The organism is Leptospira abararensis, from assembly GCF_016918735.1.
Lineage (GTDB): Bacteria > Spirochaetota > Leptospiria > Leptospirales > Leptospiraceae > Leptospira_A > Leptospira_A abararensis.
On the sequence record NZ_JAFFPR010000037.1, the window covers coordinates 77,683 to 101,365 of the forward strand.

The following is a 23,683-nucleotide window of genomic DNA, read 5'->3' on the forward strand; positions in this document are numbered from 1 at the left end:
TTACTCCTACAGAACTTTAAACGGCAATAAGCCGATCGATCTGGATTTTCTGATTTCACGAGCGAGGGCTCTTTGGTGTTTACCACAAGTTCCAGTGATTCTTCTTGGAATGATTTTACCACGGTTGGTAACAAATCTTTCTAAGATGTCTACTCGTTTGTAATCAAGTCCTGCAAGTAAGGCTTTGTCAGCGCAGAACTTACATACTTTCTTTTTATATTTTGCGTTTTTACGACCGAATTTGCCTTCTCCGTCTTTACCACGGAAACCGCCTTTTTCGTCGTCTTCTAACCCGTCCATACTCTCGCGGGAATCTGTTCTTGTATCATCAATATTTGTCGTTTCGCTCATTGTCATAACCTATCAAAAAGGAATGTCGTCATCACCGGCTGGATAATCATCATAACCACTACTTACGCCGGAATCATAAGAATTGGAACTGTCAGAACGGTCACTACCTGATCCACCGCCGCCTTGCCCTTGACCGCCCAGTAATTGTGCGGATTCGACATAAACACGGATTTTAGAGGCTTTTTTGCCTTCAGGAGTTTCCCAGGACTGTTGTTGAAGTCTACCTTCGATCGCTACTTGTTTTCCCTTGCCAGCATATTGTTTTAATATGTCAGCGAGTCGGCCCCATGCAACACAGTCAAAATAATGAGTTTCCTCTTTCTTTTCGCCGTTAGTCACATAAACTCTGTTATTCGCAATTGAAAAATTGACAACAGAACTTCCGTTCACCGATTTAAATTCCGGATCACGGGTCATTCGACCGATTATAAGTATTTTGTTGAGATCGTTAGCCATTTGCCCTGATTACTAGGGTTTTTAAGATGTTTACATTGAGTTTAAACTCATGTTCGATCTTAGAGACTTCTGTCGGGGATCCGGAACACTTGATGAGTGTGAAGTGACCTTGTTCGTCTTGTCCAACGGGATGCCAGAGTCTTTTAGAACCCCAATCCTCTTCGCCTTGGATCGTGAAGTTGTATTTGGAGAGTAAGTCTTTTACTGCAGACTTCGTCTCTTCTACATTACCTTCACGAAGAATATTCGTGATTTCGTAGTTTCTCATATTTCTCCTATGGGTATACCTACATAGAAACACTTGTAGGTAGAAGAATTTGTTAGTTTCCACTAGGGTTTTGCCAATAGGGGTCAGGGTCAATGGAATTTCTTCTTGGAGTTCCCAAACCCTTCCATTTCCATGTAATTTCTAACATTTTTATGGGTGAAAAATCAAATTTTCCTGAAGTTTGGGGCCTCGGCCTTGGCTTATTTTTAGCACTCTATGCTGGTTTTTTAAACCACATCACCCCGAAAGAACCAGCTCTCGACAACCACTCCGGATTTGAATCCACCCTACTCGGTCTTGAGATGGCAGAAACACCCAAACAAGTCCAGGACTTGATTGGAATTCCCGATACCATCGACTTTTTCAATTTATCTTCCGAATACCGAAGGGTTCACTATTTCGATTTTGGATTTATCTTTTGTTATTTGGCATTTCTGACCTATACAGGCCATTATGCAGGTAGGAAAGTGCGGCCCATATTTTTAAAGATATTTATGGGGATGGTTTTACTTCTTGTGATCGCAGGATTTGCCGACTTAATCGAAAATATTTTAATCCTAAATGTCCTGGATGCTAAAACTGCAGAAGAGATGGCCCCTTCTCTCGAATACCTAAAACCTACATCGCAGCTCAAATGGTTTTGTTTGTTTGGGTACGCCGCGATTGTCTCCGTATACTTTTGGTTATATGAAAAAGGTTGGATTTTAAAAACAGCTTCTGTTTTATTTTTTACTGGATTTTTCTTGCAGTTGTTTTCGATTTATAAAACCAATTTACTCGAACTTAGTTTTCCTTTTTTTGCGGTGGGACTAGTTTGCAGTTGGTTCCACTACGGTTTTAGTTTGGCCTTTAGTTCCTTATCCAAAAAAACATAACCCCTGCCTCCAGAAATCACAAGTTCTGTTCCTAGTTGTTTACAAAGAATCGAATATTCTTTTAAAAAACTTTCTGCCTCTTTGGGACCCAGAGGAAAAAAGTAATGATCTCCCGGAAGAGATTGGTGTTTTCCAAATATAGGAATCACCTCAACAAACAAAAGTTTTTCTCCATCAAAATGTAAAACAATAGATATATTATGTTTTAAGTATTGATTTTTGGATCCAAAGAAAAAATTTCCCAGAGAATAAATCACAACACCCTTGGGAAATACTTCGATCCCTTGAGGAACATGGGGATGATGACCGATAATCACTTTATATCCTGCACCTACCAAGTATTTGGCGGCATTTCTTTCCGTATCCATGGGAAAAGGATTGTACTCCACCCCCCAATGAACTGATAAAATGTTTACTTGGTTTGGTTTTGTTTTTTTCACCAGACGTTCTGCGGTAGCCACTCGAAAGTATGCCGCGCCAGGAGACTTGGATCCCGAAAACAATCTAGTTTCCCCTGTATCCGAAAAAGAAAAGATGCGGTAGTCTGTATTTTGTTTGGTGACGGAGATAGGAACCAAAGCTTCGTCCGTATCCTTTCCGGCACCCGTATGGCGGATTGCGAACTCATCCAAAAGTCCCAAGGTGTCGAAGAGCCCATTTTCCCCAAAGTCCATGGTATGATTATTTCCAAGAAACACCCCGTCAATTCCCAGAAGTCGCAATACATTCAAGTCTCTTCTTTCTCCAAAGAATACATAGGATTTTCGTTGGTCGACTGCCGGTGTGTTACGCAGGATCGGTGTTTCTAAATTGAGGAAACGATAATCAAAAGTTTTCAGGAAACTTGTAAAACTGCGAAAAGGAAAGTATGGATCTTCGTTACGCATGGAATCCCGAACTCCCCAATTAAACATCACATCTCCACCAAACCAAAGTTTTGTGGATTTGGGGAATCGGATGGTTTCACCCGATTCGGTTCGAAAATGATAAAGATCCTGGATTGGTAATTCTAATTTGGCTTCCACCGATTCTGGAATATCCGCAGAAAAAACAAAGAACGGAAAAACAAGAATCAGAAAAAAATACAAACGAATCATGCACATTTAGAAACGAAATACGTTTGAAGGCACTTCCGTAATTTGTGATTTTTTCAGTTTGATCAGAATGAGGACATTTTCCTTTTCTGTATCCAAACTGATCACCTTGGTGGTGATTTCTTTGGGAGGATGGATTTGTTCTGGTTTGGTTTTCACAATCGCTACGGCCTTTAGCCCACGTTTGGTGCTAGCAAGTTCCAGCCGGTCCAGGTTTCCCTCTTTAAAAAAATATTCATATTCGCCGTCCGGTTTTGTTAGAGCAATCCGCGAATCCTTGGTATTGAATTTTGCTTTTGGATTTTGGATCTCACCAATATAGGCTCCTGTTAGGTATTCATAAATCACAGGGAAAGGGATCGCAAACTTTTTGCCCGTATTCGGGTCTTGGATGAGGATGTCTCCCATCGGAAAGGTTTGTACTTCTTTTGTGCTCGTTGGTTTGATTTGGATTTGGGTTGGATCGGCGATGAGTTCGGTAAAGACCATTCCAAAAAAACTATCCATCAGCTGAATTTTGATCTGCTTGGTTTCTTTGGAAAAGTAAAGTTTTCCATCCAAATAAACATTGTCTTTTTTGGGAACAAAGGTTTGGATCTGCATGGAAAAATCGGATTTAAAACTAGGAAAATCCGTTTGTTTTTCTAAAATTTCCTTTAGGAGGATTTTTGATTCTCCCTCTTTGGCTGATTGGTATTTTACTTTGTCAAGGCCAATAAAATTGGGATCTTCCACTTCTGCCGACTGACAAGAGATTACGAAAAATAAAATATTAAGAAGGAGTAAGGTCCTTTTCATTCGGAAATTTCCTTTTGTACTTTTTTGATTTTTGCGACTAAGTCTTTGTTTGATTCTGATTTTAACTTGGATTCGGAAAGTTTAAAAAACTGTAATGCATTTACAGGATCTTTTTTCGCCAAATAAACATCTCCTAGATGTTCATAAATGACTGGATCTTCAAATCCTCTCTCCAATGCTAATGATGCTGCAAAATTCAAATGGAGCAAGGCGCGATTATAATCTTTTTTTCGAAACATCACCCAACCCAAACTATCTTGGTAGGCAGGATTGTCTGGTTCTAAGGAAACTGCTTGGTTTAGAAGTTGGTTTGCTTCCTCAGGTTTGGTATCTCTTTCTGCATATAGATAACCCAAATAATTCATGGCATTGGAAGCATTGGGATTCAGAGATATTGTGGTTTTTAAATCTGCTTCAGTGTCGGCAAACTGTTTCAGCTTTTCAAAAGCAGTAGCACGATAAAAATAATAATTAGAGTTCTTTGGATCTAGTTTGATTGCTTCATTAAAGTCACTCACACTTTCTTTGTATTTTGCCAATTGGAAATAAGCAAGACCTCTAAGGTAATAGTGCGTGGGATTTGGATTTTCTTTTATGGTTTCGGACAAAACAGAAACAGAGAGTAATTCTTTTTTTAAGTTACCTTGGAGGTAAAGGTAAGCCAAACGAAACCGCAATCGAAACGATTTTTCTGTTTGTTTCGTGAGTCTGAGTGCTTCTTTTGTGGATAGGATCGAATGGTTCCACTGACCAAGCATCTCTTGGCAGGAGGAAATTTTTTCAAAAAACAAAGACCTTTCCTCATCCGCATTTTCTTTATTTGTGATTAAAAAAAGACCACGGCTTAGGATTTTTTCTGCAGTGAGGTATTGTCTGTACTCATAGGCATACTGAGCTGTATCCGCATTGAGGTTTTCGTAGTCAGGAAGTTTTTCCTTTTCGGCAAGTTCCAAAAGGGCAACCCGAGGAGAAAGCCTTCCTGGATTTTCTTGAATATAGGTTTTTAGTTTGGCTTCAAGTCCCGTTTTGGATCCTGAAATCAGTTTATCCAACAAAAATACAATTCCCTCTTTGGGAATTTTTTTCTCTTTTTTCAGAGTGGCAAAGTATGTAGGAGCAAGGTCTCTTGCATCCATAAAATATATTTCAGCAAGCATATGAGAGGCGTCCAAATCTCTCGGATTTTTTTCTCGAATCTGTTCTAGGTATTGACGGCAATGTTTAAAATCACCTAATACAAAGTAAATTTGAGCCAACCGAAACAAAACTTCCATATCATTTTTATATGCAGATGTGTATTCGTTGTATCGTTTGAGGGAGATCTTTGGATAATCCAGTTTATAATTAAGTTCACCGAGTGCTTTTGCTGTTAGGTATTTGTATTTGGAATGCGTGTCTCTTCTTTCGATTACAAAAGAAAGGGCAGTATAATACAAAATGGATCGGTTCCACAACTTCCTCTCAAAATGAATATTCCCTAATAGGTATAAAAAATCAGGATCATTCGGAAATTTATGTAAAGAGGCCTCCAAAACATCGGAAGCTTTGTTGAGTTCCCCTTGGCGGATGCGAATCCTCGTTTGTAAAAGGATTAGATCCTTGGAAACATCACTGCTTTTCGTCAGCGCGGTCTCAGACCATTCCCAAGCTTTTTCCAAACTTCCCAGTTCGAGATAATTCAAACTTTGTGTTTCTGCACTGAGAGCACTCGGCTCTTTTCCCACTTCTTTCAGACAAAGGTGGTAGGAATCCAAAAAGGAAACAGAGCGTTCAAAAGAAAGTTTGGAATCTTCGGGTTTACGACGTTGGGCTGCTTGAAATCCGTCCACTTGTTCCCGAAGGGCGCGAGAAAGGAAAAACTCTGCGGGAACCCCAGGTTCTAACAGGGAACATTCTTTGGTTCTTGTCCCCGGCTCGGTAGCAAACAGAGAAAGTGAAAGAAAACAAAAGAAAACAAAGAGGATGGGATGGTTTGGAGTTTTAATTGCTTGAAACATCAGTAGATTCCGGCAAAGATCGGGAACAGGGACAATCCTTGAACCAAATCTTCCGAGAAAATTTAAAATACATCCTGGCCGTTCTCATCGTGTGGGCAATCACTTTCCCGTGGATTCTGAGAAACAAGGACACGATCCTTGCCAAATTCACCCTCGCCTACAATTCGTTTTTTGGTTATCCCAATCCCCGGATTGCGCACCAACTCATCGCGAAGGGCGACGCTGTACTCGAAGGGCGTAAAGAAGGGGGAACGAACATCCTCCAAACCGTAAATCAGTTCTTTAGTGCTGAAGAAAATACCAAAGGAAGTATCCTTCCCTTGGATTTGGCTCTTATGGAAAAAGCCTGTTTGTACTTTCGTAGTAAAGAACATGTTGAGGATCATTTTTTAGAACTCACCTGGCGGGAAAAAGCTAAGGAATGGGGCTCTCCTCTTTTTCTTCGGATGGCCCCCCAAGGAGAACTCACCCTTGGACCCAATCCCAAAGACTACTGGAATTCTCATATCGACGCTGTACTATCTGCTCTCGATTACTACAAACGTGCGTTACGTTTTTCTGGCCCCGAACTCATTGCTCCTAAAAAAATTGAATCGGTAGCCTGGGCGAGTTGTAGGCCAAGCGAAATCTTACTTGGATACAAAACCCATATGTTGGAGACAGAAGGTTATGTTCTAAAAAAACTTACTGATTTAGAAAAGATTCCGAGTGGGCTCAGTGCGGTTCAAAAAAGAAGTGTGGTTTTATCTTCTATCAAACGGAGCGATTTTTCAGAAGTCTCGGCAAACGATTACTTAGAATCTTTGCTTCGCCAAATCCTACTTACGGGAATGAAAAACTTTTCCCCAAGAGAAATGGACGATATCTATGAAAGGATCCTCTATTTTGTAGGGGCGGATGAAAGAGAGTATTTAAAATTCAAATTCCGTCGGGCAGAACTTTTTTTCCAATTGGGAAAAGAAGAAGAAAACTATTACAAACGCGCTGCCACTGAATTTAAAGAAGCAGCTAACATTCAACTTGCGGCAGAAATCGAAGACATCAATGTGCCAGCCCTTCTTGTTCACGAATTTGAATCCAAAATGAAAGAAGCTGAGTCTTACCATAAACTCAAAGATAATGCAAAAAGTCTTACCATTTTAGATGCTCTCAAACCCAAACTACGTAACGTCGACGAACGAAGTATAGGTGGAAAAAAGGAAGACATTCTAAAGCCATATCATAATTTAACAAGATCCGTGCTTCGCAAACTGGGTCGATACGAAGAAGCCGATGAAATCCCATTTAACGAATGATCTAAAGTATTTTGATTACAATGCCACACACCCCCCTTTTCCCGAAATTCTGGAAACTTGTTTGGCAGACTATCTGGAAGGATTTTACAATCCTTCTGGAATCACTCGGTTTTCCTTAAAAAACCAAGGGAAAATAGAACAAACAAGAAAATACTTTGCTTCCATAACCAAGGGTAACGAAAAACAATTTGTTTTTTCTGCCACCGGTACTGAAGCAAATTATCTTCTCATTCAAAGTTTGCGTATTCTTTATCCCGAGTTAGATTCTGTTATTGTATCCCCATTGGAACATTCCAGCATGTATGCGGCTTTGGAATCCTATGGATTTTCCCCTGATTTACTTCAGACAAACAAAACGGGAATCATCGATCTACAAGTTCTAGAAACTAAACTAAAAGAAAATCCAAGGCCTGTGGTTTGCCTCTATGCAGGAAACGAAACAGGGGTCATTCAACCCGCAGAGGAAATTTCTAAACTTACGAAAGAATATGGGCAAGTTTTCTTTAGTGATCTGATGCAAGGTTTTTGCAAAGTGAATGTTCCCTACTCTTTATTCGATGGATTTACTTTTTCCGGCCATAAAATTGGTGCGGGAATGGGTGCTTCTGTGACCTACCTTCCCAAAGCAGATCCCCACTTTCAGGTGTTTGGTGGTGGAAACCAAGAAAATGAACATAGGGCCGGTACAGAAAATACCTTTGCCATTGAATGTTTCCGACAAGTGACAGAAATCCAACTAAACGACTTGGAAGAAAAAAACAAACGACTCGGTCGATTCCAATCTCTCATTGAAAATAAATTAGAGGCTTTGGGTTGTACGATCATTGCTAAATCTTCGCCAAGGCTTCCCAACACAACCTTCCTTGTCCTTCCCATTCAGTCCGTAGATTTTTTCCTACTCGGGATGGAAGAAAAAGGAATTCTAGTATCAACGGGGAGTTCTTGTAAGTCCCGAGCTAGAGAAGCATCCAAATCTTTACTGCATATGGGTTATACAGAAGAAGAAGCTCTGCGATGTATCCGTATTTCAACAGGTTATTTCACAACAGAAGAAGACGTAAATGCCTTACTTTCTACTATAGAAGATTTACTTCGAAAGTTCGAATAAAAATAGAATAGAATGAAACTGAGAATTATCGCCAAATACTCCCGAGACGAACTCACAGATGGGGAGTGTATTTGGGAAGAAAAACAGGACCAGTTGGGAACTGTGGAGAGGACCACCAAATTCTCGGGTAGATTGCTCAGTGAATTCCAAAAGGATTGGGCGCTTTTTGTAGAAAGAGTTCTCTCTCAAAACCCAGGCAAAGAAGAATTCCTAGAAAAACTGGGGAAAAAATCGGATAATTTAGAACAAATTGTATTCGGAAAAACTCTACCCTTTTGGAGGAAGTCTGGATTTCAAGGTTCCATCCAACTCCTTATCGACCCAGAATTTTCTCCCATTCCTTGGGAAATTTTAAGAACTCATCGAGGTTTTTTATTCCAAGATAAGGAATACCGAAGGGGAATTCGAATCGATACGATCCAAAAAGAAACTACAAAGAAAGTAGATTCCATCTTACTTGTATGTAACCCAGTAAAACCAAACTTAGTTGCTACAGTAAAAGAAGAATGTTCCATTTTATTTCCCATCTTTGAAAAAAAAATGCACCTCCGCATACTCAAAGAAAATCTCCTAACAAGAGTCAGATTAACCGAGGAAATGAGTTCAGTTAAGTACCTACACTATGCGGGACATACAGAAAAAAATGGAATCCCTCTGGGAGCAAACGACTTCTTATATTCAAAGGAAATTTCAGAACATTCTCTTTCCAACTTACACCTTGTTTTTTTCAATAGTTGCCATTCCTCCTTCGATTCCATTGAACATTCGGGACTTACTACAAGTTTTTTAAAAGCAGGTGCCAAAGAAGTCATTGGTTTTTTGTTTCCGGTAGAGACAAAAATGGCCAAAAGTATTGGAATCAAATTTTGGGAGTTATTTTTAAAAACAAAAAATTCACACAACACATTAGCCAAAATTAGAAAATCCTTATACAAGGGATCTTCCATTGAAATTATAACCGCAATTAATTTAGTCCATTTTTCAACACAAAAGCCCGCTCCAAAATTCAAGCAAATACTTGGCATAACCTTTGTTTTGTTATTTTTACTTTTTTGTATTGTTTTTTCAGGCGAAAAAAAAGAACCTAACAAGGAAGAGATTTTCCCTAGCTCGGAACAGAAGATAGTTACGGAAAAAAGAGGAAAATCCAATTTGGTGCAGGACCCTCTTTTGGATCAAATTTCTCGCTTAAAAAATTCAGAATTTCGCAAAATGGCAGTCAGTTTTTTAAAAACCAAACATGAGTTATTAGACGATTCCCAAAAACGAGAATTGTTAAATTCCATCCTTTCTAAGGAAAGTTCCGAAGAAAAGATGTTTTATGAATTCAAGACCAGGAGTGGATTTTGAAAAAACACAAAACCATTCGACTCCTCCTCTTTTTTCTTTCCCTTCCTCTCATTGCCCAATGGTTTCCCAAATCAAAATCTTTTGATGAAGTATGGATTTCTTATTATTCCAAACAAAATCTAATTAGCCAAGCCTACGGAATCCAAACTCGAGATATGATTCGGGCAGAAACGGAAGCAGAAGAAGAGGATTTTTTATACTATTGGAAAACCTGTGCCCATTCAGAGATAAAGGATCTTTCCCAAATTTTGCGATATATTTCTTTTTATGATTCTATGCTTACGGTCAGGCAATGTTCCGATACATCGAAGGATGCCTTAATCCAATTAGAAAAACAAACAAAGAAAAAGATCTTTGATTTAATTGTGTTACCAAAATTTGAAATTTTAGAATCTGAAATTCTAAGCGAAGAACTCATTCCCCTTGTTGCTGAACTGCGGAAGGAATGGGAAAAAACTATTTATGTATTTTCCAATTTATACAAATCTCATGAGGTTTTATTTTTAGGAAAAGAAAGAGAATATACACTCGCAATCAATCGTATTTTATATTCGGAAATGCCTGAAACCAGAAGGAAAACTTTAGTGTTACGACTTTTGCAGGATATGAAACAACATAACAAAAGTACGTATCAGTTATTTTATTATTCCAAACAAAATCCATGGTCGGCATCTAATTTAAGCGAAGAGAATTCTGAATCAAAAAAATTCTATCTCACCTTAATCAATGATTGGATCTTAGATCCCGAATTTGATTCAGACAAACTAACAACTTTAAAAGAAATTCAAAGTTGTTTGGAAGAAATTCCAAATACAAATAAAGGAATTCGAATATTAGGTTTTTTTGGTTTTTTTAGTGACTATGGTCGATTCACTACAAAAGACCAAATTTCTTTTTCGCAATCAAACCAATCGAGAATTCGGTATATCAGACAAACTCTTTTTCGTTCTCATCATTTTGAAAAAAGATTAGAAAATGTACTGACATCGTGCAAAAATTCCGTCCAATCCATAAAAGAACTATGAGTGATGAGATTCGCAAGTTAATCGACAATTGCCTTTTGGGAAAAAGTGCCGCCTGGCAAGAGTTGATTCGGAAATTCCATAGACTCATCATCGGAACTTGTGCTCACTATGTTCCAAGGGAAGAAGTCACTGACACCTCCCAACAAGTATATCTAAAACTAACAGAAAACGACTACCACCTGCTGCGGAAATTTAAAGGAGATAGCCTTCCTGCGTTTATTGTCTATTTAAGCGAAATTTCTAAAAATATAAGTATGTCTCAGACAAGATCCATTCGTCGGTATGAGTATCGCGAGGGAATTTCTTTGGATTTGAGTATCGATATTTTAGATGATAGACAGAACCAAGAAGATGTCTTTTTTGCATGGGAAGAAAAACGAGAGTTTTATGACCTCATCGAAGGATTGGATGAAGCACATAAAGAAATCCTCATTCTAAGGCTCAAAGGATACAAATTCAAAGAAATCGCGGAAATTCTCGATGTTCCCCTAGGAACAGTACTCGCAAGGGCCAACCGAGCGAAAGAAAAGATAAAAAAAATCCTTACAAAGGAAATAAAGCCTTAGCGGGGGGAAATAAATACTATGGAACCAAAAGATCCGAATGAATTTATGAACCGACTCAAATTAAAAGAAGCTCTATACCTGATGTCCCAAGGGGAAGATGCGGACTCACCCACGGTCGACCGGATCTTACAAACCGTCCTCCCAGGAGTAAGCCCCACCATTCAGATTTACTTGCAGTTTGTAAAAGACCAGTTAAAGCTTCTCACAAGCGATCTAGCGAATATAAGCCTGGTATCACCAGAACTTGCCTTTCGTGGGGCAGGAAATACAGGAGGGGCCTTTCGTGTCCACAGACAGATTGGAGGTAGAGATTTGGATTTTGTTTTCCAACCCAATGCCGAAAAAAATCAAGTTTTCCTTTCTGTTGAGGCTTCCCATTCGGACCTCCTCTCGGCCAAACTTTTTTTAGACGGAGCACCGGTAGAAACCCTACCCAAACTAGGTTCTAGGTCTATGTTCGACTCCCCCATTACCCTGGATTCGAGTCCTGAACTTGCTATTTTTGAATCCGGCAAGGAGATTGGCCGGTATCATTTTATGTTACAATCGTAATTTTTTTCAAACGCGATGCAATAAACGGAGAGTGTGAAGCCATTAATTAACTAAGAAACGTTCCTATTTTAAGGAACCTACTTTCTTTTCCAAACTAGTTCACACTTCAAAATCCCGGCGAAAGTCGGGATTTTTTTTATGCGTTCACTCGGAAGTAAATAACATCCCCATCTTGGACAATGTATTCTTTCCCTTCCACTCGGAGTTTTCCTTCGTCTTTGACTTTGGTCGCATCCCCTGTCCGGTCGATGTCTTCATAACGCATGACCTCAGCTCGAATGTATCCCTTTTCAAAATCGGAATGGATGACACTTGCTGCTACTGGCCCTGTGCTTCCTTGGTGGGTGGTCCAAGCTCTCACCTCTTCCACACCCGCTGTAAAGAAAGTAAGAAGTCCCAGGAGTTTATAAGAAGCACGGATCATTCGAGAAAGCCCAGATTCTTTTTCACCGATTTCTTCTAAAAAAGCGATTTGGTCTTCTTTTTCGAGTCCCGAGATTTCCTCTTCAAACCTACCACATAACACAACTACAGGTGCTCCCTCTTTGGAAGCAAAGTCGATGATGGTTTTTACGAGTGGGTTTTCTGCCGTTTTTACATCGGTGTCTAAAATATTAGCAACATATAACACTGGTTTAATAGTAATCAGATTGAATTTTTTGGCAATTTTTTGTTCTTCTTCGCCAAGTTCCACAGTAGATGCGCGATTTCCTTTTTTTAGGGCGTCTAGGATTTTGTCCATAACAGCTAAAATTTCGGTAGCTTCTTTGTTTCCGGTTTTGGCAGTTTTTGCTACGCGTTGTTGTTGTTTTTCTAAACTGTCTAAATCAGCAAGGATGAGTTCATAATTGATGACAGTGATGTCTTCAATAGGATCTACCTTACCGTGAACATGTGTTATGTTTTCATCTTGGAAGGCACGGACCACATGACAAATGGCATCCACTTCTCGAATATGAGATAAAAACTGGTTTCCAAGACCTTCGCCCTGGCTTGCCCCTTTCACAAGGCCTGCAATGTCTACAAACTCAATCATTGTGGGAACGGTTCGTTTTGGTTTGTAAACTTCAGCTAAACGGTTTAGCCTTTCATCTGGAACTTCCACCACACCAGTGTTGGGTTCTATTGTACAAAACGGATAATTGGCAGCTTGTGCTCCTGCCTTAGTGAGTGCATTAAAAATAGTCGACTTACCGACGTTCGGGAGACCTACAATACCACAATTCAAAGCCATACGGATAGATTTTTATCCAGAGACCGTAAGACAAGGAAAATTGCTTTCTTAGTTTTGAAATCCGGTCTCGAGATATACGGAGGTTAAATAGAAAATGGATGTAAGAATCACAACCAAATATCCAACAGAGTAAATTTTCCCAATTCGTTTCCAAGGATAACGATCATCTAAATGAAGACTCATACCAATAAACTCAGGTGTTGGATCTGGAGGTAGCACATCCTCACGGCCCGCCTTTCTCCAAATGAGTTGCCTTTCCCCCAAACCCAATTGAAAAAACTTCGCCGACTTTCCTTCAGTAAAAACAGCCAAAAGGAGAGAGGGAATTTCGAAGTATTTGAAGGTGATGATTCCTGAAAAACTGGTAAGGATGGCCAAATAGTTGATCACAACGATCAGAGGGCTTGCCGTATAACTCGAGCTAAACAACAAATACAAATAAACGATAAGAAAAATTATCGAAACGTATTTGGCAATACGAGACATGATTTTGTATAATTTTTGTTCTTTGATAAAACTCTGGAAAACTTCGTTTTTCATGCTGATTGGTTTGGGACGGAGAGTGGTTTCCCCACACGGTCAAAAAATTCCTTCGGGATTTCCGTCTCCACCCACTGTTTTTGCCCTTGAAAGTCGGTAAAGCACAATCGAAAGGAATGAAGATACATTCTATTTTCTTTGGTTTCGGTTTCAGAATGCGAATACACGGGATCTCCAAGAACAGAATGCCCGAGTTCTCGAAGCATAACGCGAATTTGGTGCCTTCTGCCGGTCAATATTTTTGCTAGTCCAAAAGAACAATTTTCACTCGGGTGATGAGAGAGGATGGAAAATTCTGTGATGGCTTTTTTTCCTCCACTCCTAACCATTTCTACTTCTTTGTTACCATCTTTTAAAAAACATTCGAAACGTTTCTCTTTCCAATCGGGAACACCGGAACATAAAAAAATATATTCTTTGTCCGCATCCTTTAGTAAGAAATCGATTTCTTTATTTTTATCAGGAGTTTTTCCAAGTAGAACAATTCCGCTCGTTCCCAAATCCAACCGGTTGGCGGTCCGTAAATCAGGGAGATTGAGATAACCTGCAAGAAGTCTTGTGAAATCTTTTCTGTTTGGGTCTTTGGTTTCATGGACAGGAAGACCGGCTGGTTTTTCTGCAATTAAAAAATCATCACATTCATACAGAATGTTTGTGGTAAACCCACCTTTCAGACGAATTTCTCTACGCGGAGACTTCAATCCAAAGACCACTGAGACTACGAATATTGATCACTCCCGACTGAAACAAAAGATATTGTCCTTTGATTCCCACAAGGGTATCGGTGATGGGAGTTTCTTTAGTCAGTTTGAGAGATTTGATTTTCCCAGGATAGGAGTCGATGGGGTATTGGATTTCCATTACCTCACCTAGATCCAACCTCTTCCAAACAAGTTTTGATTTGCTATCCGGGGGAGAAAGAAATTCATTTTTTTCCAAATGATTTAAAAACTTACCAGCTTCTCGCACCAAATCCATGTCAGGCGGCTCACCTGCCACCATCTTTTGCCAAGAAGTTTTATCCGGTAAAAACTGACTTAAATAATGCTCTAAAATTCCTGCATCTCTACGCGATTCCACTTCTAAAATCGGAATTCCAAATCTTGCCCCTTGGTCTACCCAACGATTGGATACAGGATTTTCTTTTGTAATTCCCACTTTGAGTCCACTGGAGTTGGCGAAGTAAACAGTATGTTTTTTAAAACAATTCTTTAGGCCCCAGTCTGGTTCCCGGCAAGTTCCTTTGTGGTGGTGGCAGGTTTCGGGGCGAAGGATACACAGATCGTTTTCAGCTAAGTTTGTAAAACAAGTAAAACAATAACCTTGGCTAAATGACTTCTTTGTTTTTTTCCCGCAATGCAGACAACGAATTTCATCATTGGTACTGAGGGTAATTTTTTTTCCAATCCAAGACTCCACTGGACTTTCGGAAGTGGAGTCTTTGGCCGTTAGATCTTTTTTGTCTACTTCAGAATAGGTCGCGGTCTCCCAAAAATAGGAAACAGGTTTTAAACCTTTGTGCGACATTTTTCTAACATAACCTTGAATGGTAGGCATAAATTTAGAAGGAATACTCTTTTACTTCTTCAGGAAAATAGTCTTTATTGATGTTCACAAATACTAAACCAACAAGGCTTGGAATAACACGGGACGAATCCCACTTAAAAATAACAAGAGTTTGGCGAAATAGGTAATGAGAAATCTGTCCTTTCGGTCCATAAAAAAGTTTCAATTGGTCTTCCCCTTCTCCAAGAAAAACTACCTTTCCGTTTAAGTTGGGGGATTTCTGTTTGATGAGTTTGATTGTGACCTTTCCACCGGGATAAACATCTTCTGGATCAGAACCCTCCGTTGCTTCCCCTTCGTTTACAGCAGAATTCGGAGCCACTTCCAGAGTGGTTCCTTCATAGTCCAAGTAGTTGCAAGGAAAGTCTCCCGGCATATTCGGAAAATTTTCAGAACAAGGAGTGTAAACCGATTCCTTTTCTTCTGCCCCTTGATAAGAAACGAGAAGTGTGGAACGAATGGTAGCAAAAGCGACCGATTTCAAAGCCTTGGCCGTTTTGCTTTTGGGAACGGTTTTTAATTCCTTCTCCGAAGCAAACACCGTAAGTGTACAAAGAAAAATAGAAAATATAAATAGAATCCGTTTCATCCTAACCTCAATACAACAAATAAGGCTCAATTTTTTTGCCTTCGTTTTCTTCTTCTGATAAATATGTTTTATGGAAGTCCGAAAAACTGATTCCCTCATTGATAGAAGTTCGGAAATGGTCATTCCCCCAAAGTTGGTCTACCCAATGGTTTGAGGCACCCTTACTCCACTTAAAATCATTGGGATAGGTTTCTTTCATAAGCCGTATCAAATCATAAGCCAGTTGGATGGGATCATAGTCCGGCCGAACCAAATTCATTCGTAGGCCCGAACAGATTTTACCTTTATGAGGACCAAAGGTGGGTTTAAAATAAACAGGAGAAAAATAATAGGATTTCGATCCAATACTTGCAAGTTTAACCGCAAGGTCCTCTGGGTTTGTCATCCAAGGAGCCCCAAAGTAGACAAAGGGAGCTTGGGTTCCCCGCCCCACAGAGACATTCACCCCCTCAAGTAAAACTAAGGAAAGGTAATTTCTTGCAGAGTCCACCATTGGTAAGTTTGGTGAGGGAGTGGTCCAAGGAATTCCAGTGTCTTCAAAATACATTCCCCGGCGGTATCCTTCTACCGGAATCACCATGACATCCACACTATTTTTTAAATATTCTTGATTATAAAACTTTGTGGCCTCACCAATCGTCATCCCCGTGATGAGTAAAGAAGGAAACTCTCCCGCAAAATTCAAATTACGAGGATTCATTTTTTCGCCCATAGGAGGAAGGTGCATGGCTACATGGATATGATCGAGAACAATGAGTTTTGTTTTGGTATGTTTCATGGCATCCATCAGGCGCTTTAGAACACTCAGGTAAGTATAACAACGCATCCCCACATCTTGGACATCAAAGACCACATAATCGACTTCCTTCACAAGTTCCCTTAATTCAGAATCTTTGATTCGGTAGATATGATACAATGGCCTATGGAAAGTAGCGTCCATAGTAACTGGCGTTTGGCTGAATTCTTCTTCCAATCCTAAAAACCCGTGTTCGAGACCAATCAAATGTTCGAGGGTGATCTTATGTTTTTCTAAGGAAGTGATGATTTTTTTGGGATTGGTTCCAATTCCCGAAGGATTGGTCGCAAGCATCAATTTTTTTCCCGCCATGGTCGGGAGGACTTTTTCATAAAAAATGTCCGAAGATACCCGCAACTTGGAATCATTCGGGTGGACACGAAATTGCGGAACTGTGTTTCCATGGCAAGCAAGGACTAGAAAGCAGAGAGAAAACCTAAAAAAGTAATTGGTCATGTAAGTATATGTTTCTATAATATAGCAAATCTTCAAGGAGAAATGTCCTTCATGTTCAACCGACTTCGATTGGCTCCCTTAACCGGAGTTCTCATCCTTACTATTTTGGCATGTGCCGGATCCAATTCAGCCCAGAAACAACCTACGCTGCCAGACAACGTGGTGACAGCGATGGGAGAGGCACCTATCTACCAAGGAGACTTGGCTCTTGCAAGGAACAAGGCTTTGAAGGACGCAAAACTCAATGCCATCCGCAAACTGGTAGGAGAACAAATTACGGAAAAATCGGGAGTCTCAGATGGCCAATCGCTCGGCTCTAAACTCTACGGCAAAACCGACAGTTTCGTAAAAAAATACGACATCATCAGTGAAGAACAATGGAAATTGGATACCCAAGATATGATCCGTTTGAATGTTCGCTGCGAAGTGGAAGCAACCAAACTTTCCACTGCCGTGGATGCCCTTCTGGATGACGTAGGGAACCCTAGGATTGCTGTACTTGTCCAAACCGTAGTGAATGGAAAGTCTTATCCTATTGGATCGGCAACGAACATTGCAGAAGCAGAACTCATTGAAAAACTCCGCACCAAAGGAAATAAAGTTGTGGATAGTTCCCAACTCACAGCCCTCTTAAAAAAGAATCCTAGTCTTGCAAAACTTGATCTCACTTCCGTGGAAGAAGGAAGCCCTCTTCTCACTCTGGCGCAAGATTCTGGAGCGGAAGTTTTGATTATCGCCAAGGTAACCACCACAGACCAAAAGCCAGTGGTATTGCCTGGCGGTAAAAAAACCGATTTTTTAAGTTCGGCCGCTACAGGGCCTTACCGCATCATCCAACTTTGGGGAGATGGTAAAATTTTTGGATCAGGAAGTTTGGAAGGACGAGGGGCAGACATCACCCAAGAAGTTTCGAGAGAACAAGCTGTCAAAGATTGGTCAAACCTGGTTTCAAACAAAGTGGGAAAACAAATCAAAGACGAGTGGTTCAAACTCACGGAGCAAAATACCGTCATCTTAAAGTTTAAAGGACTCGGACTGGAAGATGCCATTAACTTCAAAAACGATTTGATGGAATACACTTCTGTAAAACAAATCAATGATCGCAAAACAGAAATGAATGGATCGGAATGGGAACTTACCTATCCCGGAAAAGAATCTATGTTTGCCGAAGAGTTGATGTATAAAAAAGATTCGAGTTTTCGTTTTTTAAGTAGCAAAACACTTAGCATCAATAGCTCCAAAAGAGGAGTTGTCGAAGTCGAGTTTAGAAGTAAATAAAACTAAAGTAAAACTTAATTCCCATTTCCTGCAGAGAGAAATAAACGAATCTCTGTGGGATCAAAGGGTTTGGCAAAATAACGAGCCACTTTTTTTTCCCCAATCGCCTTCTCTATATCGGGAGTTAAATCATAACCTGTCAGTATACAATAAGTAATATTGGGACGAATCTCCTGGGCTTTGGTAATAAATTCCAATCCATTCATCTTAGGCATCCGCATATCACTGATGACAAATTGTACATCTTGATTTTCCGATAGTTCTTCCATGGCCTCTTGTCCCGATTGGGCCACAATCACTTCATACTCATTACGAAAGTATTCCCGAAACAAATACAAATTCAGGATTTCGTCATCCACGTAGAGTAACTTTTGTTTGGTTGTGGTTTGATTCATACTTGTAAGGGGAGTTTGATCCGAAAGGTAGTTCCCTTTCCCCATTCCGATTCCATTTCAATTGTACCTTCATGATCCTGGATGATTTTATAAGCGATGGGTAAACCAAGTCCCACGCCTTTTCCAGGTTCTTTGGTTGTAAAAAATGGATTTCGAATTTGGTTTTGGTGTTCCTTACGGATTCCCACTCCTGTGTCTGCGATGGCAACAATGGCAAACTGAGAATCGCGAGAGGACTTGAGTCCCAAAATTCCGGAGGTTCCTTCCATGGCCTGGATTGCATTGGTGAGTATATTTAAAAATACCTGGTGGATCTTTCCTGAATTTCCTTTTACCACCAAAGGATGCAAGTGGAGATCTTTCTCTACCGAAATCCTTTCCCTTAGCGAATGACCAAGCATCACAAGACAGTTTTCTAAAATATCATGTAAGTCAAATCGTTCCTCTACAGAATCACCCATACGAGTAAATTGATTTAATCCCTTCACAATTTTAGAAGTGCGCTCCACTCCTTCCTTGATTGCCTCTAAATACATTTTAGTTTTTTCCGATTCTAGAGGGGAACCTTCTAAAACCCCTCGGACGCCGAAATACCCACCGAGAATAAAATTCAAAGGATTGTTGATTTCGTGAGCAATGCCCGCAGAAAGTAAACCAAGGCTTGCCATTTTTTCTGATTCAATGAGTTGATTTTGTCTTTCCTTTAGCTCATCTAATGTTTGTTTGAGTTCCCTCGTTCTTTCTTCTACAAGAGATTCCAATTCATGATTGTTTTGTTCCAAACGACTTTCATATTCTGACCTTTCCAATTCGGCAGCAATCCTTCCTGAAAAAATTTGGAATAAGGTGAGGATTTGGTCTTTGTTATGAATTTCGGTTTCAAAAAGACCCACAATCAAACCTATGACTTCTTTTTTGGAATTGAGTAAAGGAGAACCAATGTATCCTTCAATATTCATTTCAATCAGAAGTTGGTCGAGTGGGAAAGATTTCTGAACTTCAGTGGGATAATAACAAACAGAATTATCAAACACCTGCGCACAAGGTGTATCCTTTAAGGAATAAGCCATGTTTTCAGCGATCACTCCGTTGGCCACAAGCGAGATCGTCTTTGATTCATATTTTTCCTTATCAAAGATAGCGATGAAGGTATAATCTGCTTGGATAGTAGATGCTAATTTAAGTGTAAGCCTGTCTAAAAACTCGTTTCCAAACGTATTGGAAACGGCTTCAATAATGTCCGAAAGAAGTTGGCCTTGGATCATGTGAATTTATTTCCAAAAGACTCGCAAAAGATCCATGGTCAATCGAATTCAAGGTGCCGGGGAATCTGTGACAAGGGGCAAAACCGTTTTTTTCACATCGAGGAGTGGTCCGAGTTCATAAATGGATTCATACCCATAAGCTTTGAGAGAGTTATAGGTGGAAAGATTCAGGGAAGCCGCAGGACTTTTTGCCGCAAAGGCTTCCTGGTTTCCTTCAAAATTATTATTACAATAAATTAGAATTTTGGATTTTTTTTCTGGAATAATTTCAGCTAACGATTCTTTGGTGAATTCAGTAAAAGGGAGATTCTTTGCTCCCATTATATGCATCAGGTGGAACCGATTTTCGCTCCGAGCATCAAGTAAAACAACTCCATCTTCGGACATCAGTTTTAAAAATTGATCTTCTGTTAGTCGGTGCGTTTCTCTTTCGCCTTCGGACCGGTTGACAATCCGTTTGAATTCACCGTAATCAATCAGTTTGTTCTCAATCGGAACAGGTTTTGATTTAACCCTTTTCTTTTTGGAAGATTCCGAAACTACGGGGATAGTAACAATTACGAATAAAACCATTAGAAACTGTTTCATGATAAAATCTCCTTCGAAATCAGACTTAGAGTGTATAAGGAAGGGCCTGGAACTCAAACCTTTTTTAGGCTTGCCAGGGGAATTAAAGGAATTGTGATACAGGAATGAGCGTACTTAGAGCAATTATCACAACAAACAAAGGCGAAATTCGCATCGATTTGTTTCCAGACAAAACACCAAACACTGTAGCAAACTTCGTAAACCTAGCACAAAGGAATTTTTACAATGGACTTAAATTCCACCGAGTCATCGCAGACTTTATGGTCCAAGGTGGATGCCCCCTAGGAACAGGAACTGGTGGACCAGGTTATAAATTCCGAGATGAGTTTGATTCTAGTTTAAAACACAACAAACCAGGAATTCTTTCTATGGCCAATGCAGGTCCAGGAACTAATGGAAGTCAATTTTTTATCACCCATGTCCCGACTCCTTGGCTTGATGGAAAACATTCTGTATTTGGTTCTGTTGTGGATGATTCCGACCAAGAAGTGGTCAATGCGATCCGACAAGGGGATGTTTTGGAATCGATTACCATCGAAGGAGATACAAGTTCAGTGCTCGCAGTGGCAAAACCATTTTTGGATGAGTGGAACCAAATCCTTGATTCTAAAAAATAAAGATTGATTCTCTCCTTTTGTTTTCGAAAGTCTAAAGATTATGAAGACAAAAGGAAAAGAAAAACAAGTCTCCCAAATCAAACTGGCTTCTAGAATGATTTTTTCTATGAAACCAACAAAAGTAAAACCCTCTAAAAAACTCTATTCTCGAAAGAAAAAAGAAGACCATTCGGGAATAGAGTTTCTACTTTCTCTTTTCTCTTAATTCCCAACTTACCTTTCCATCTCACTCCAGGGATCTCTTCCTAATTCTTCTTCTTGACCTAAGTCCACTAACATCAATCGTTCCAATTCCGCATTTCTTTGTTTGGCTAAACTCATGTACTGCACCCGGTCTTGCCTAAGTTCAAAAAGTTCATGGAAGGTCTCATCATCGTGTTTGAGAAATAGGTTCTTTGCCTTTTCTGCCGTGTAGGACCTTGTTCCCAGGAGTCTCAATACATCCCTTCCCATAAGGACAGCCGTTTCTCTCGTTTCCCGATAGATGTACTGAACCCCCATTTCCTTTAGATCATAGGCCCCTTCTCTGTCCCCAGCCCTTGCCACGATCTTAATATTGGGATAGTGTTGGCTCACGTTCCGAATGAGTTCTGCCTGTTTTTCTGGATTGTCCAAAGCAGCCACAAGGACCTTGGCATGTTCGAGGCCCGCAGCTTCTAATAACTCCAAACGAGTGGCATCGCCAAAATAAACTTTAAACCCGAACCGACCAAGCATCTCCACCCTGTCTGCATCAAAATCTAAAATGGTAATTCCAATGGCGTTCGATCTAAGGAATCGACCAAGCATGTTTCCGAACCGACCGAACCCACAAATGATGACAGGGTTTTCTTGCTTATGGATGTTTTGTTCCGTTTGTTTTTTGGGGATTTTGGATTCCAAAAATCCAAAAATGGTTTTTTCATATAACAAAAGTAAAATGGGAGTGAGTGCCATACTGACAGCCACACAGGCCACGAGAATAACGACAGTCTCTTCTTGGAAAAGTCCCAAACCTTCCGAGTATCCAAACAAAACAAAAGAAAATTCACCTACTTGAGAAAGTGCTAAGGAAAAATAAAGATTTTGATCTAAAGGAAGCCGAAACACAAGGCCTAGTAAAAAAAGAACTAGGGCTTTCGTAAAAATAATCCCAAACACAATTCCTAAAATTTGGGAAGGGCTTTGCATCACAACGGGAAGATCCATTGAGGCACCGACACTTAAAAAAAATAATCCTAAAAGTAAACCTTTGAAGGGTTCAATATTACTTTCTAACTCATGACGAAACTCACTACTAGCAAGTACCACACCGCCAAGAAAAGTCCCAAGGGCAGCGGACACTCCCACAGCTCCCATAAGAACTGAGATGGCAATGACAAGTAACAAACTGGCACCGGTAAAAATTTCCCGATTCCCTGATTTGGCAAGCAACCGAAAAAAAGGACTGAGTAAATACTTACCCACAAGAATGATTCCAATCACAACAGAAAGAACAACCAAGGTTTTCACATAACCAGGTAAATGTTCAATAAGAGAATGCCCATGAGAAGAAGTTGACACATCCGAATCGCTTAACATAGGAAAGATGGCAAGGATAGGAATCACAGCCATATCTTGAAATAAAAGTACAGAAAAAGCAGCTTGGCCTGAAACAGATTTCATGAGGCCCTTTTCTTTTAAAGTTTGTAAAACAATGGCTGTAGAAGATAAAGAAAGAATCAAACCAAGTGCAAGAGCCGGCTTCCATTGGAAACAGAAACCAAAAGAAAAGGCAGCAGTAATCGCTGTGGTGAGGACGATTTGTAATCCACCAAGGCCAAGTAACCAAAATTTGAGCCGCCAGAGAAGGTCCAATTCCAATTCTAAACCAATGGCAAAAAGCATCATCACCACACCAAATTCGGCAAAGTGTAACATATCTTTCCCTTCTGTTCCCACAAACCCAAAAACAAAAGGACCAATCACAATTCCGGCAATCAAATACCCAAGGACCGACCCAAGCCCGAGCCTGTTTGCGATGGGAACAATAATGATGGCACTTGTGAGATAAATCAGAGCTTGGATAAAAAAACTAAGTTCATTCATAAATGCCACCTAACAATTGATTGATAAATTTAGAGTAACGATTGGATTCTTTTTGTAAGTCCAGTTCATTCAACTGAAAAGTCCCTTGAACCAAAAAAGGTTTTAGAAAATCCATACCGCAGAGTTCTGCTGTTCTACGAAAAGGAAGAAGAAAGTCCTCGGTCTCGTATCCATGAAACCCAGTTTTTGAATAAGCATCCTTTGACCCACCCGTCGTAATGACTTGGATCCATTTTTTTCCTAACAATTGGTTGCCCCCAGGTCCATAAGCCCAACCATCCTCAAGCACCATATCAATCCATAATTTCATAAGTGGAGGGCAACTATACCAATACAAAGGGTGTTGGAATAAAATGATTTGGTGATCTGTCAATAATTTTTGTTCTGCCTTTACATTAATAGAAAAGTTGGGATATTCCTCATATAAATCATGTAAGGTGATATTTTCCGAATTTGGGATAGAATCCAAAAGCATTTGATTGGCTTTCGACTTCTCAAGTGCAGGGTGGACAAGCAGAATCAAAATTTTGGGCATACGGGACAAATTCACAAAATCC

General features: G+C 40.0%; 27 protein-coding genes. 10 read left to right on the forward strand and 17 right to left on the reverse strand.

Features of this window, described 5'->3' with window-relative positions; all coding sequences use genetic code 11:
* Nucleotides 1-6 precede the first annotated feature (6 nt).
* From rpsR to rpsF, 3 genes are all read right to left on the reverse strand, one after another.
* Nucleotides 7-300, reverse strand: coding sequence for a 30S ribosomal protein S18 (gene rpsR / locus JWG40_RS11865; protein WP_232225885.1), 294 nt, complete (start codon nt 298-300; stop codon nt 7-9).
* 63 nt (nt 301-363) lie between these two features.
* Entirely contained in the window at nt 364-807 is a 444-nt protein-coding gene (locus tag JWG40_RS11870; protein ID WP_205286017.1) for a single-stranded DNA-binding protein, read from the reverse strand.
* Entirely contained in the window at nt 800-1,075 is a 276-nt protein-coding gene (gene rpsF, locus JWG40_RS11875; protein WP_002973803.1) for a 30S ribosomal protein S6, read from the reverse strand. The genes JWG40_RS11870 and rpsF overlap by 8 nt, the downstream gene beginning before the upstream one ends.
* A gap of 92 nt (nt 1,076-1,167) precedes the next feature.
* Between rpsF and JWG40_RS11880 the strand changes: the two genes are divergently transcribed.
* Nucleotides 1,168-1,950, forward strand: a complete 783-nt coding sequence (locus JWG40_RS11880) for a hypothetical protein (protein ID WP_205286018.1) — start codon at nt 1,168-1,170, stop codon at nt 1,948-1,950.
* Here the strand turns inward: JWG40_RS11880 and JWG40_RS11885 are convergent.
* The 3 genes from JWG40_RS11885 to JWG40_RS11895 are packed head-to-tail and all read right to left on the reverse strand — an operon-like array spanning nt 1,905 to nt 5,839.
* Nucleotides 1,905-3,047 (reverse strand): CapA family protein, encoded by a 1,143-nt coding sequence (locus JWG40_RS11885; RefSeq protein WP_205286019.1) that lies wholly within the window; start codon nt 3,045-3,047, stop codon nt 1,905-1,907. The genes JWG40_RS11880 and JWG40_RS11885 overlap by 46 nt on opposite strands.
* A 6-nt stretch (nt 3,048-3,053) precedes the next feature.
* The gene (locus JWG40_RS11890) at nt 3,054-3,842 is read right to left on the reverse strand and encodes a hypothetical protein (protein ID WP_205286020.1); all 789 of its coding nucleotides are present in this window, start codon (nt 3,840-3,842) and stop codon (nt 3,054-3,056) included.
* Nucleotides 3,839-5,839 carry a tetratricopeptide repeat protein gene (locus tag JWG40_RS11895; protein WP_205286021.1) on the reverse strand — a complete coding sequence of 667 codons (2,001 nt, stop codon included), beginning with the start codon at nt 5,837-5,839 and terminating at the stop codon, nt 3,839-3,841. The genes JWG40_RS11890 and JWG40_RS11895 overlap by 4 nt, the downstream gene beginning before the upstream one ends.
* Before the next feature lie 38 nt (nt 5,840-5,877).
* Here JWG40_RS11895 and JWG40_RS11900 point away from each other — a divergent pair, with 38 nt between their 5' ends.
* From JWG40_RS11900 to JWG40_RS11925, 6 genes are all read left to right on the forward strand, one after another.
* Complete coding sequence (locus tag JWG40_RS11900) at nt 5,878-7,134, forward strand: hypothetical protein (RefSeq protein ID WP_205286022.1); 1,257 nt, start codon at nt 5,878-5,880, stop codon at nt 7,132-7,134.
* On the forward strand, nt 7,112-8,242 hold the full coding sequence (locus JWG40_RS11905; RefSeq protein ID WP_205286023.1) for a cysteine desulfurase family protein: 1,131 nt from the start codon (nt 7,112-7,114) through the stop codon (nt 8,240-8,242). Before JWG40_RS11900 ends, JWG40_RS11905 begins: the two co-directional genes overlap by 23 nt.
* A 12-nt stretch (nt 8,243-8,254) precedes the next feature.
* On the forward strand, nt 8,255-9,592 hold the full coding sequence (locus JWG40_RS11910; protein WP_205286024.1) for a CHAT domain-containing protein: 1,338 nt from the start codon (nt 8,255-8,257) through the stop codon (nt 9,590-9,592).
* Nucleotides 9,593-9,747: 155 nt separating this feature from the next.
* Nucleotides 9,748-10,617 carry a hypothetical protein gene (locus tag JWG40_RS11915; protein WP_205286072.1) on the forward strand — a complete coding sequence of 290 codons (870 nt, stop codon included), beginning with the start codon at nt 9,748-9,750 and terminating at the stop codon, nt 10,615-10,617.
* Entirely contained in the window at nt 10,614-11,183 is a 570-nt protein-coding gene (locus tag JWG40_RS11920) for an RNA polymerase sigma factor (RefSeq protein WP_205286025.1), read from the forward strand. Before JWG40_RS11915 ends, JWG40_RS11920 begins: the two co-directional genes overlap by 4 nt.
* Nucleotides 11,184-11,201: 18 nt before the next feature.
* The gene (locus JWG40_RS11925) at nt 11,202-11,735 is read left to right on the forward strand and encodes a hypothetical protein (protein ID WP_205286026.1); all 534 of its coding nucleotides are present in this window, start codon (nt 11,202-11,204) and stop codon (nt 11,733-11,735) included.
* 136 nt (nt 11,736-11,871) lie between these two features.
* On the opposite strand, the gene ychF is transcribed toward JWG40_RS11925, so the two are convergent.
* Genes ychF through JWG40_RS11955 form a run of 6 tightly spaced genes read right to left on the reverse strand, consistent with a single transcriptional unit; the run spans nt 11,872 to nt 16,916 of the window.
* The gene (ychF, locus tag JWG40_RS11930) at nt 11,872-12,969 is read right to left on the reverse strand and encodes a redox-regulated ATPase YchF (RefSeq protein WP_205286027.1); all 1,098 of its coding nucleotides are present in this window, start codon (nt 12,967-12,969) and stop codon (nt 11,872-11,874) included.
* Between the two features lie 48 nt (nt 12,970-13,017).
* Nucleotides 13,018-13,509 (reverse strand): hypothetical protein, encoded by a 492-nt coding sequence (locus JWG40_RS11935; protein ID WP_205286028.1) that lies wholly within the window; start codon nt 13,507-13,509, stop codon nt 13,018-13,020.
* Nucleotides 13,506-14,210: an RluA family pseudouridine synthase gene (locus tag JWG40_RS11940; RefSeq protein WP_205286029.1), complete on the reverse strand. Its 705-nt coding sequence runs from the start codon at nt 14,208-14,210 to the stop codon at nt 13,506-13,508. Before JWG40_RS11940 ends, JWG40_RS11935 begins: the two co-directional genes overlap by 4 nt.
* A complete protein-coding gene (locus tag JWG40_RS11945) occupies nt 14,194-15,066 on the reverse strand; it encodes a DUF2797 domain-containing protein (protein WP_205286030.1) in 873 nt (290 codons plus the stop codon). The genes JWG40_RS11940 and JWG40_RS11945 overlap by 17 nt, the downstream gene beginning before the upstream one ends.
* 4 nt (nt 15,067-15,070) lie before the next feature.
* The gene (locus JWG40_RS11950; protein WP_205286031.1) at nt 15,071-15,664 is read right to left on the reverse strand and encodes an LIC_11883 family protein; all 594 of its coding nucleotides are present in this window, start codon (nt 15,662-15,664) and stop codon (nt 15,071-15,073) included.
* Between the two features lie 7 nt (nt 15,665-15,671).
* Nucleotides 15,672-16,916, reverse strand: a complete 1,245-nt coding sequence (locus JWG40_RS11955; RefSeq protein ID WP_205286032.1) for an exo-beta-N-acetylmuramidase NamZ family protein — start codon at nt 16,914-16,916, stop codon at nt 15,672-15,674.
* A 51-nt stretch (nt 16,917-16,967) separates the two neighbouring features.
* Here JWG40_RS11955 and JWG40_RS11960 point away from each other — a divergent pair, with 51 nt between their 5' ends.
* Complete coding sequence (locus JWG40_RS11960) at nt 16,968-18,194, forward strand: lipoprotein LipL46 (protein WP_205286033.1); 1,227 nt, start codon at nt 16,968-16,970, stop codon at nt 18,192-18,194.
* A 14-nt stretch (nt 18,195-18,208) separates the two neighbouring features.
* On the opposite strand, the gene JWG40_RS11965 is transcribed toward JWG40_RS11960, so the two are convergent.
* From JWG40_RS11965 to JWG40_RS11975, 3 genes are read right to left on the reverse strand one after another with little or no spacing between them, the layout of a single operon-like run.
* Nucleotides 18,209-18,589: a response regulator gene (locus tag JWG40_RS11965; RefSeq protein WP_205286034.1), complete on the reverse strand. Its 381-nt coding sequence runs from the start codon at nt 18,587-18,589 to the stop codon at nt 18,209-18,211.
* Complete coding sequence (locus JWG40_RS11970; RefSeq protein WP_205286035.1) at nt 18,586-19,854, reverse strand: sensor histidine kinase; 1,269 nt, start codon at nt 19,852-19,854, stop codon at nt 18,586-18,588. The genes JWG40_RS11965 and JWG40_RS11970 overlap by 4 nt, the downstream gene beginning before the upstream one ends.
* 48 nt (nt 19,855-19,902) lie before the next feature.
* Nucleotides 19,903-20,442, reverse strand: coding sequence for a rhodanese-like domain-containing protein (locus JWG40_RS11975; RefSeq protein ID WP_205286036.1), 540 nt, complete (start codon nt 20,440-20,442; stop codon nt 19,903-19,905).
* Between the two features lie 104 nt (nt 20,443-20,546).
* On the opposite strand from JWG40_RS11975, the gene JWG40_RS11980 reads away from it, so the two are divergent.
* Together JWG40_RS11980 and JWG40_RS11985 are read left to right on the forward strand one after the other, a co-directional pair.
* Nucleotides 20,547-21,059 carry a peptidylprolyl isomerase gene (locus tag JWG40_RS11980; protein ID WP_205286037.1) on the forward strand — a complete coding sequence of 171 codons (513 nt, stop codon included), beginning with the start codon at nt 20,547-20,549 and terminating at the stop codon, nt 21,057-21,059.
* Between the two features lie 40 nt (nt 21,060-21,099).
* A complete protein-coding gene (locus JWG40_RS11985; protein WP_205286038.1) occupies nt 21,100-21,264 on the forward strand; it encodes a hypothetical protein in 165 nt (54 codons plus the stop codon).
* An 8-nt stretch (nt 21,265-21,272) separates the two neighbouring features.
* Here JWG40_RS11985 and JWG40_RS11990 read toward each other — a convergent pair whose 3' ends face one another.
* Together JWG40_RS11990 and JWG40_RS11995 are read right to left on the reverse strand one after the other, a co-directional pair.
* Nucleotides 21,273-23,126 carry a monovalent cation:proton antiporter-2 (CPA2) family protein gene (locus JWG40_RS11990; RefSeq protein WP_205286039.1) on the reverse strand — a complete coding sequence of 618 codons (1,854 nt, stop codon included), beginning with the start codon at nt 23,124-23,126 and terminating at the stop codon, nt 21,273-21,275.
* Nucleotides 23,119-23,661: an NAD(P)H-dependent oxidoreductase gene (locus JWG40_RS11995; RefSeq protein WP_205286040.1), complete on the reverse strand. Its 543-nt coding sequence runs from the start codon at nt 23,659-23,661 to the stop codon at nt 23,119-23,121. The genes JWG40_RS11990 and JWG40_RS11995 overlap by 8 nt, the downstream gene beginning before the upstream one ends.
* Between the last annotated feature and the right edge of the window lie 22 nt (nt 23,662-23,683).

Coding starts and splice junctions, on each gene's coding strand:
- rpsF (WP_002973803.1), bottom strand. CDS start 1,075: ATGAGAAACTACGAAATCACGAATATTCTTCGTGAAGGTAATGTAGAA.
- JWG40_RS11870 (WP_205286017.1), bottom strand. CDS start 807: ATGGCTAACGATCTCAACAAAATACTTATAATCGGTCGAATGACCCGT.
- JWG40_RS11880 (WP_205286018.1), top strand. CDS start 1,168: ATGGAATTTCTTCTTGGAGTTCCCAAACCCTTCCATTTCCATGTAATT.
- JWG40_RS11955 (WP_205286032.1), bottom strand. CDS start 16,916: ATGACCAATTACTTTTTTAGGTTTTCTCTCTGCTTTCTAGTCCTTGCT.
- ychF (WP_205286027.1), bottom strand. CDS start 12,969: ATGGCTTTGAATTGTGGTATTGTAGGTCTCCCGAACGTCGGTAAGTCG.
- JWG40_RS11965 (WP_205286034.1), bottom strand. CDS start 18,589: ATGAATCAAACCACAACCAAACAAAAGTTACTCTACGTGGATGACGAA.
- JWG40_RS11945 (WP_205286030.1), bottom strand. CDS start 15,066: ATGCCTACCATTCAAGGTTATGTTAGAAAAATGTCGCACAAAGGTTTA.
- JWG40_RS11910 (WP_205286024.1), top strand. CDS start 8,255: ATGAAACTGAGAATTATCGCCAAATACTCCCGAGACGAACTCACAGAT.
- JWG40_RS11990 (WP_205286039.1), bottom strand. CDS start 23,126: ATGAATGAACTTAGTTTTTTTATCCAAGCTCTGATTTATCTCACAAGT.
- JWG40_RS11885 (WP_205286019.1), bottom strand. CDS start 3,047: ATGATTCGTTTGTATTTTTTTCTGATTCTTGTTTTTCCGTTCTTTGTT.
- JWG40_RS11995 (WP_205286040.1), bottom strand. CDS start 23,661: ATGCCCAAAATTTTGATTCTGCTTGTCCACCCTGCACTTGAGAAGTCG.
- JWG40_RS11935 (WP_205286028.1), bottom strand. CDS start 13,509: ATGAAAAACGAAGTTTTCCAGAGTTTTATCAAAGAACAAAAATTATAC.
- JWG40_RS11980 (WP_205286037.1), top strand. CDS start 20,547: ATGAGCGTACTTAGAGCAATTATCACAACAAACAAAGGCGAAATTCGC.
- JWG40_RS11905 (WP_205286023.1), top strand. CDS start 7,112: ATGAAATCCCATTTAACGAATGATCTAAAGTATTTTGATTACAATGCC.
- JWG40_RS11985 (WP_205286038.1), top strand. CDS start 21,100: ATGAAGACAAAAGGAAAAGAAAAACAAGTCTCCCAAATCAAACTGGCT.
- JWG40_RS11890 (WP_205286020.1), bottom strand. CDS start 3,842: ATGAAAAGGACCTTACTCCTTCTTAATATTTTATTTTTCGTAATCTCT.
- JWG40_RS11950 (WP_205286031.1), bottom strand. CDS start 15,664: ATGAAACGGATTCTATTTATATTTTCTATTTTTCTTTGTACACTTACG.
- JWG40_RS11975 (WP_205286036.1), bottom strand. CDS start 20,442: ATGAAACAGTTTCTAATGGTTTTATTCGTAATTGTTACTATCCCCGTA.
- JWG40_RS11895 (WP_205286021.1), bottom strand. CDS start 5,839: ATGTTTCAAGCAATTAAAACTCCAAACCATCCCATCCTCTTTGTTTTC.
- JWG40_RS11915 (WP_205286072.1), top strand. CDS start 9,748: ATGATTCGGGCAGAAACGGAAGCAGAAGAAGAGGATTTTTTATACTAT.
- rpsR (WP_232225885.1), bottom strand. CDS start 300: ATGGACGGGTTAGAAGACGACGAAAAAGGCGGTTTCCGTGGTAAAGAC.
- JWG40_RS11920 (WP_205286025.1), top strand. CDS start 10,614: ATGAGTGATGAGATTCGCAAGTTAATCGACAATTGCCTTTTGGGAAAA.
- JWG40_RS11970 (WP_205286035.1), bottom strand. CDS start 19,854: ATGATCCAAGGCCAACTTCTTTCGGACATTATTGAAGCCGTTTCCAAT.
- JWG40_RS11925 (WP_205286026.1), top strand. CDS start 11,202: ATGGAACCAAAAGATCCGAATGAATTTATGAACCGACTCAAATTAAAA.
- JWG40_RS11960 (WP_205286033.1), top strand. CDS start 16,968: ATGTTCAACCGACTTCGATTGGCTCCCTTAACCGGAGTTCTCATCCTT.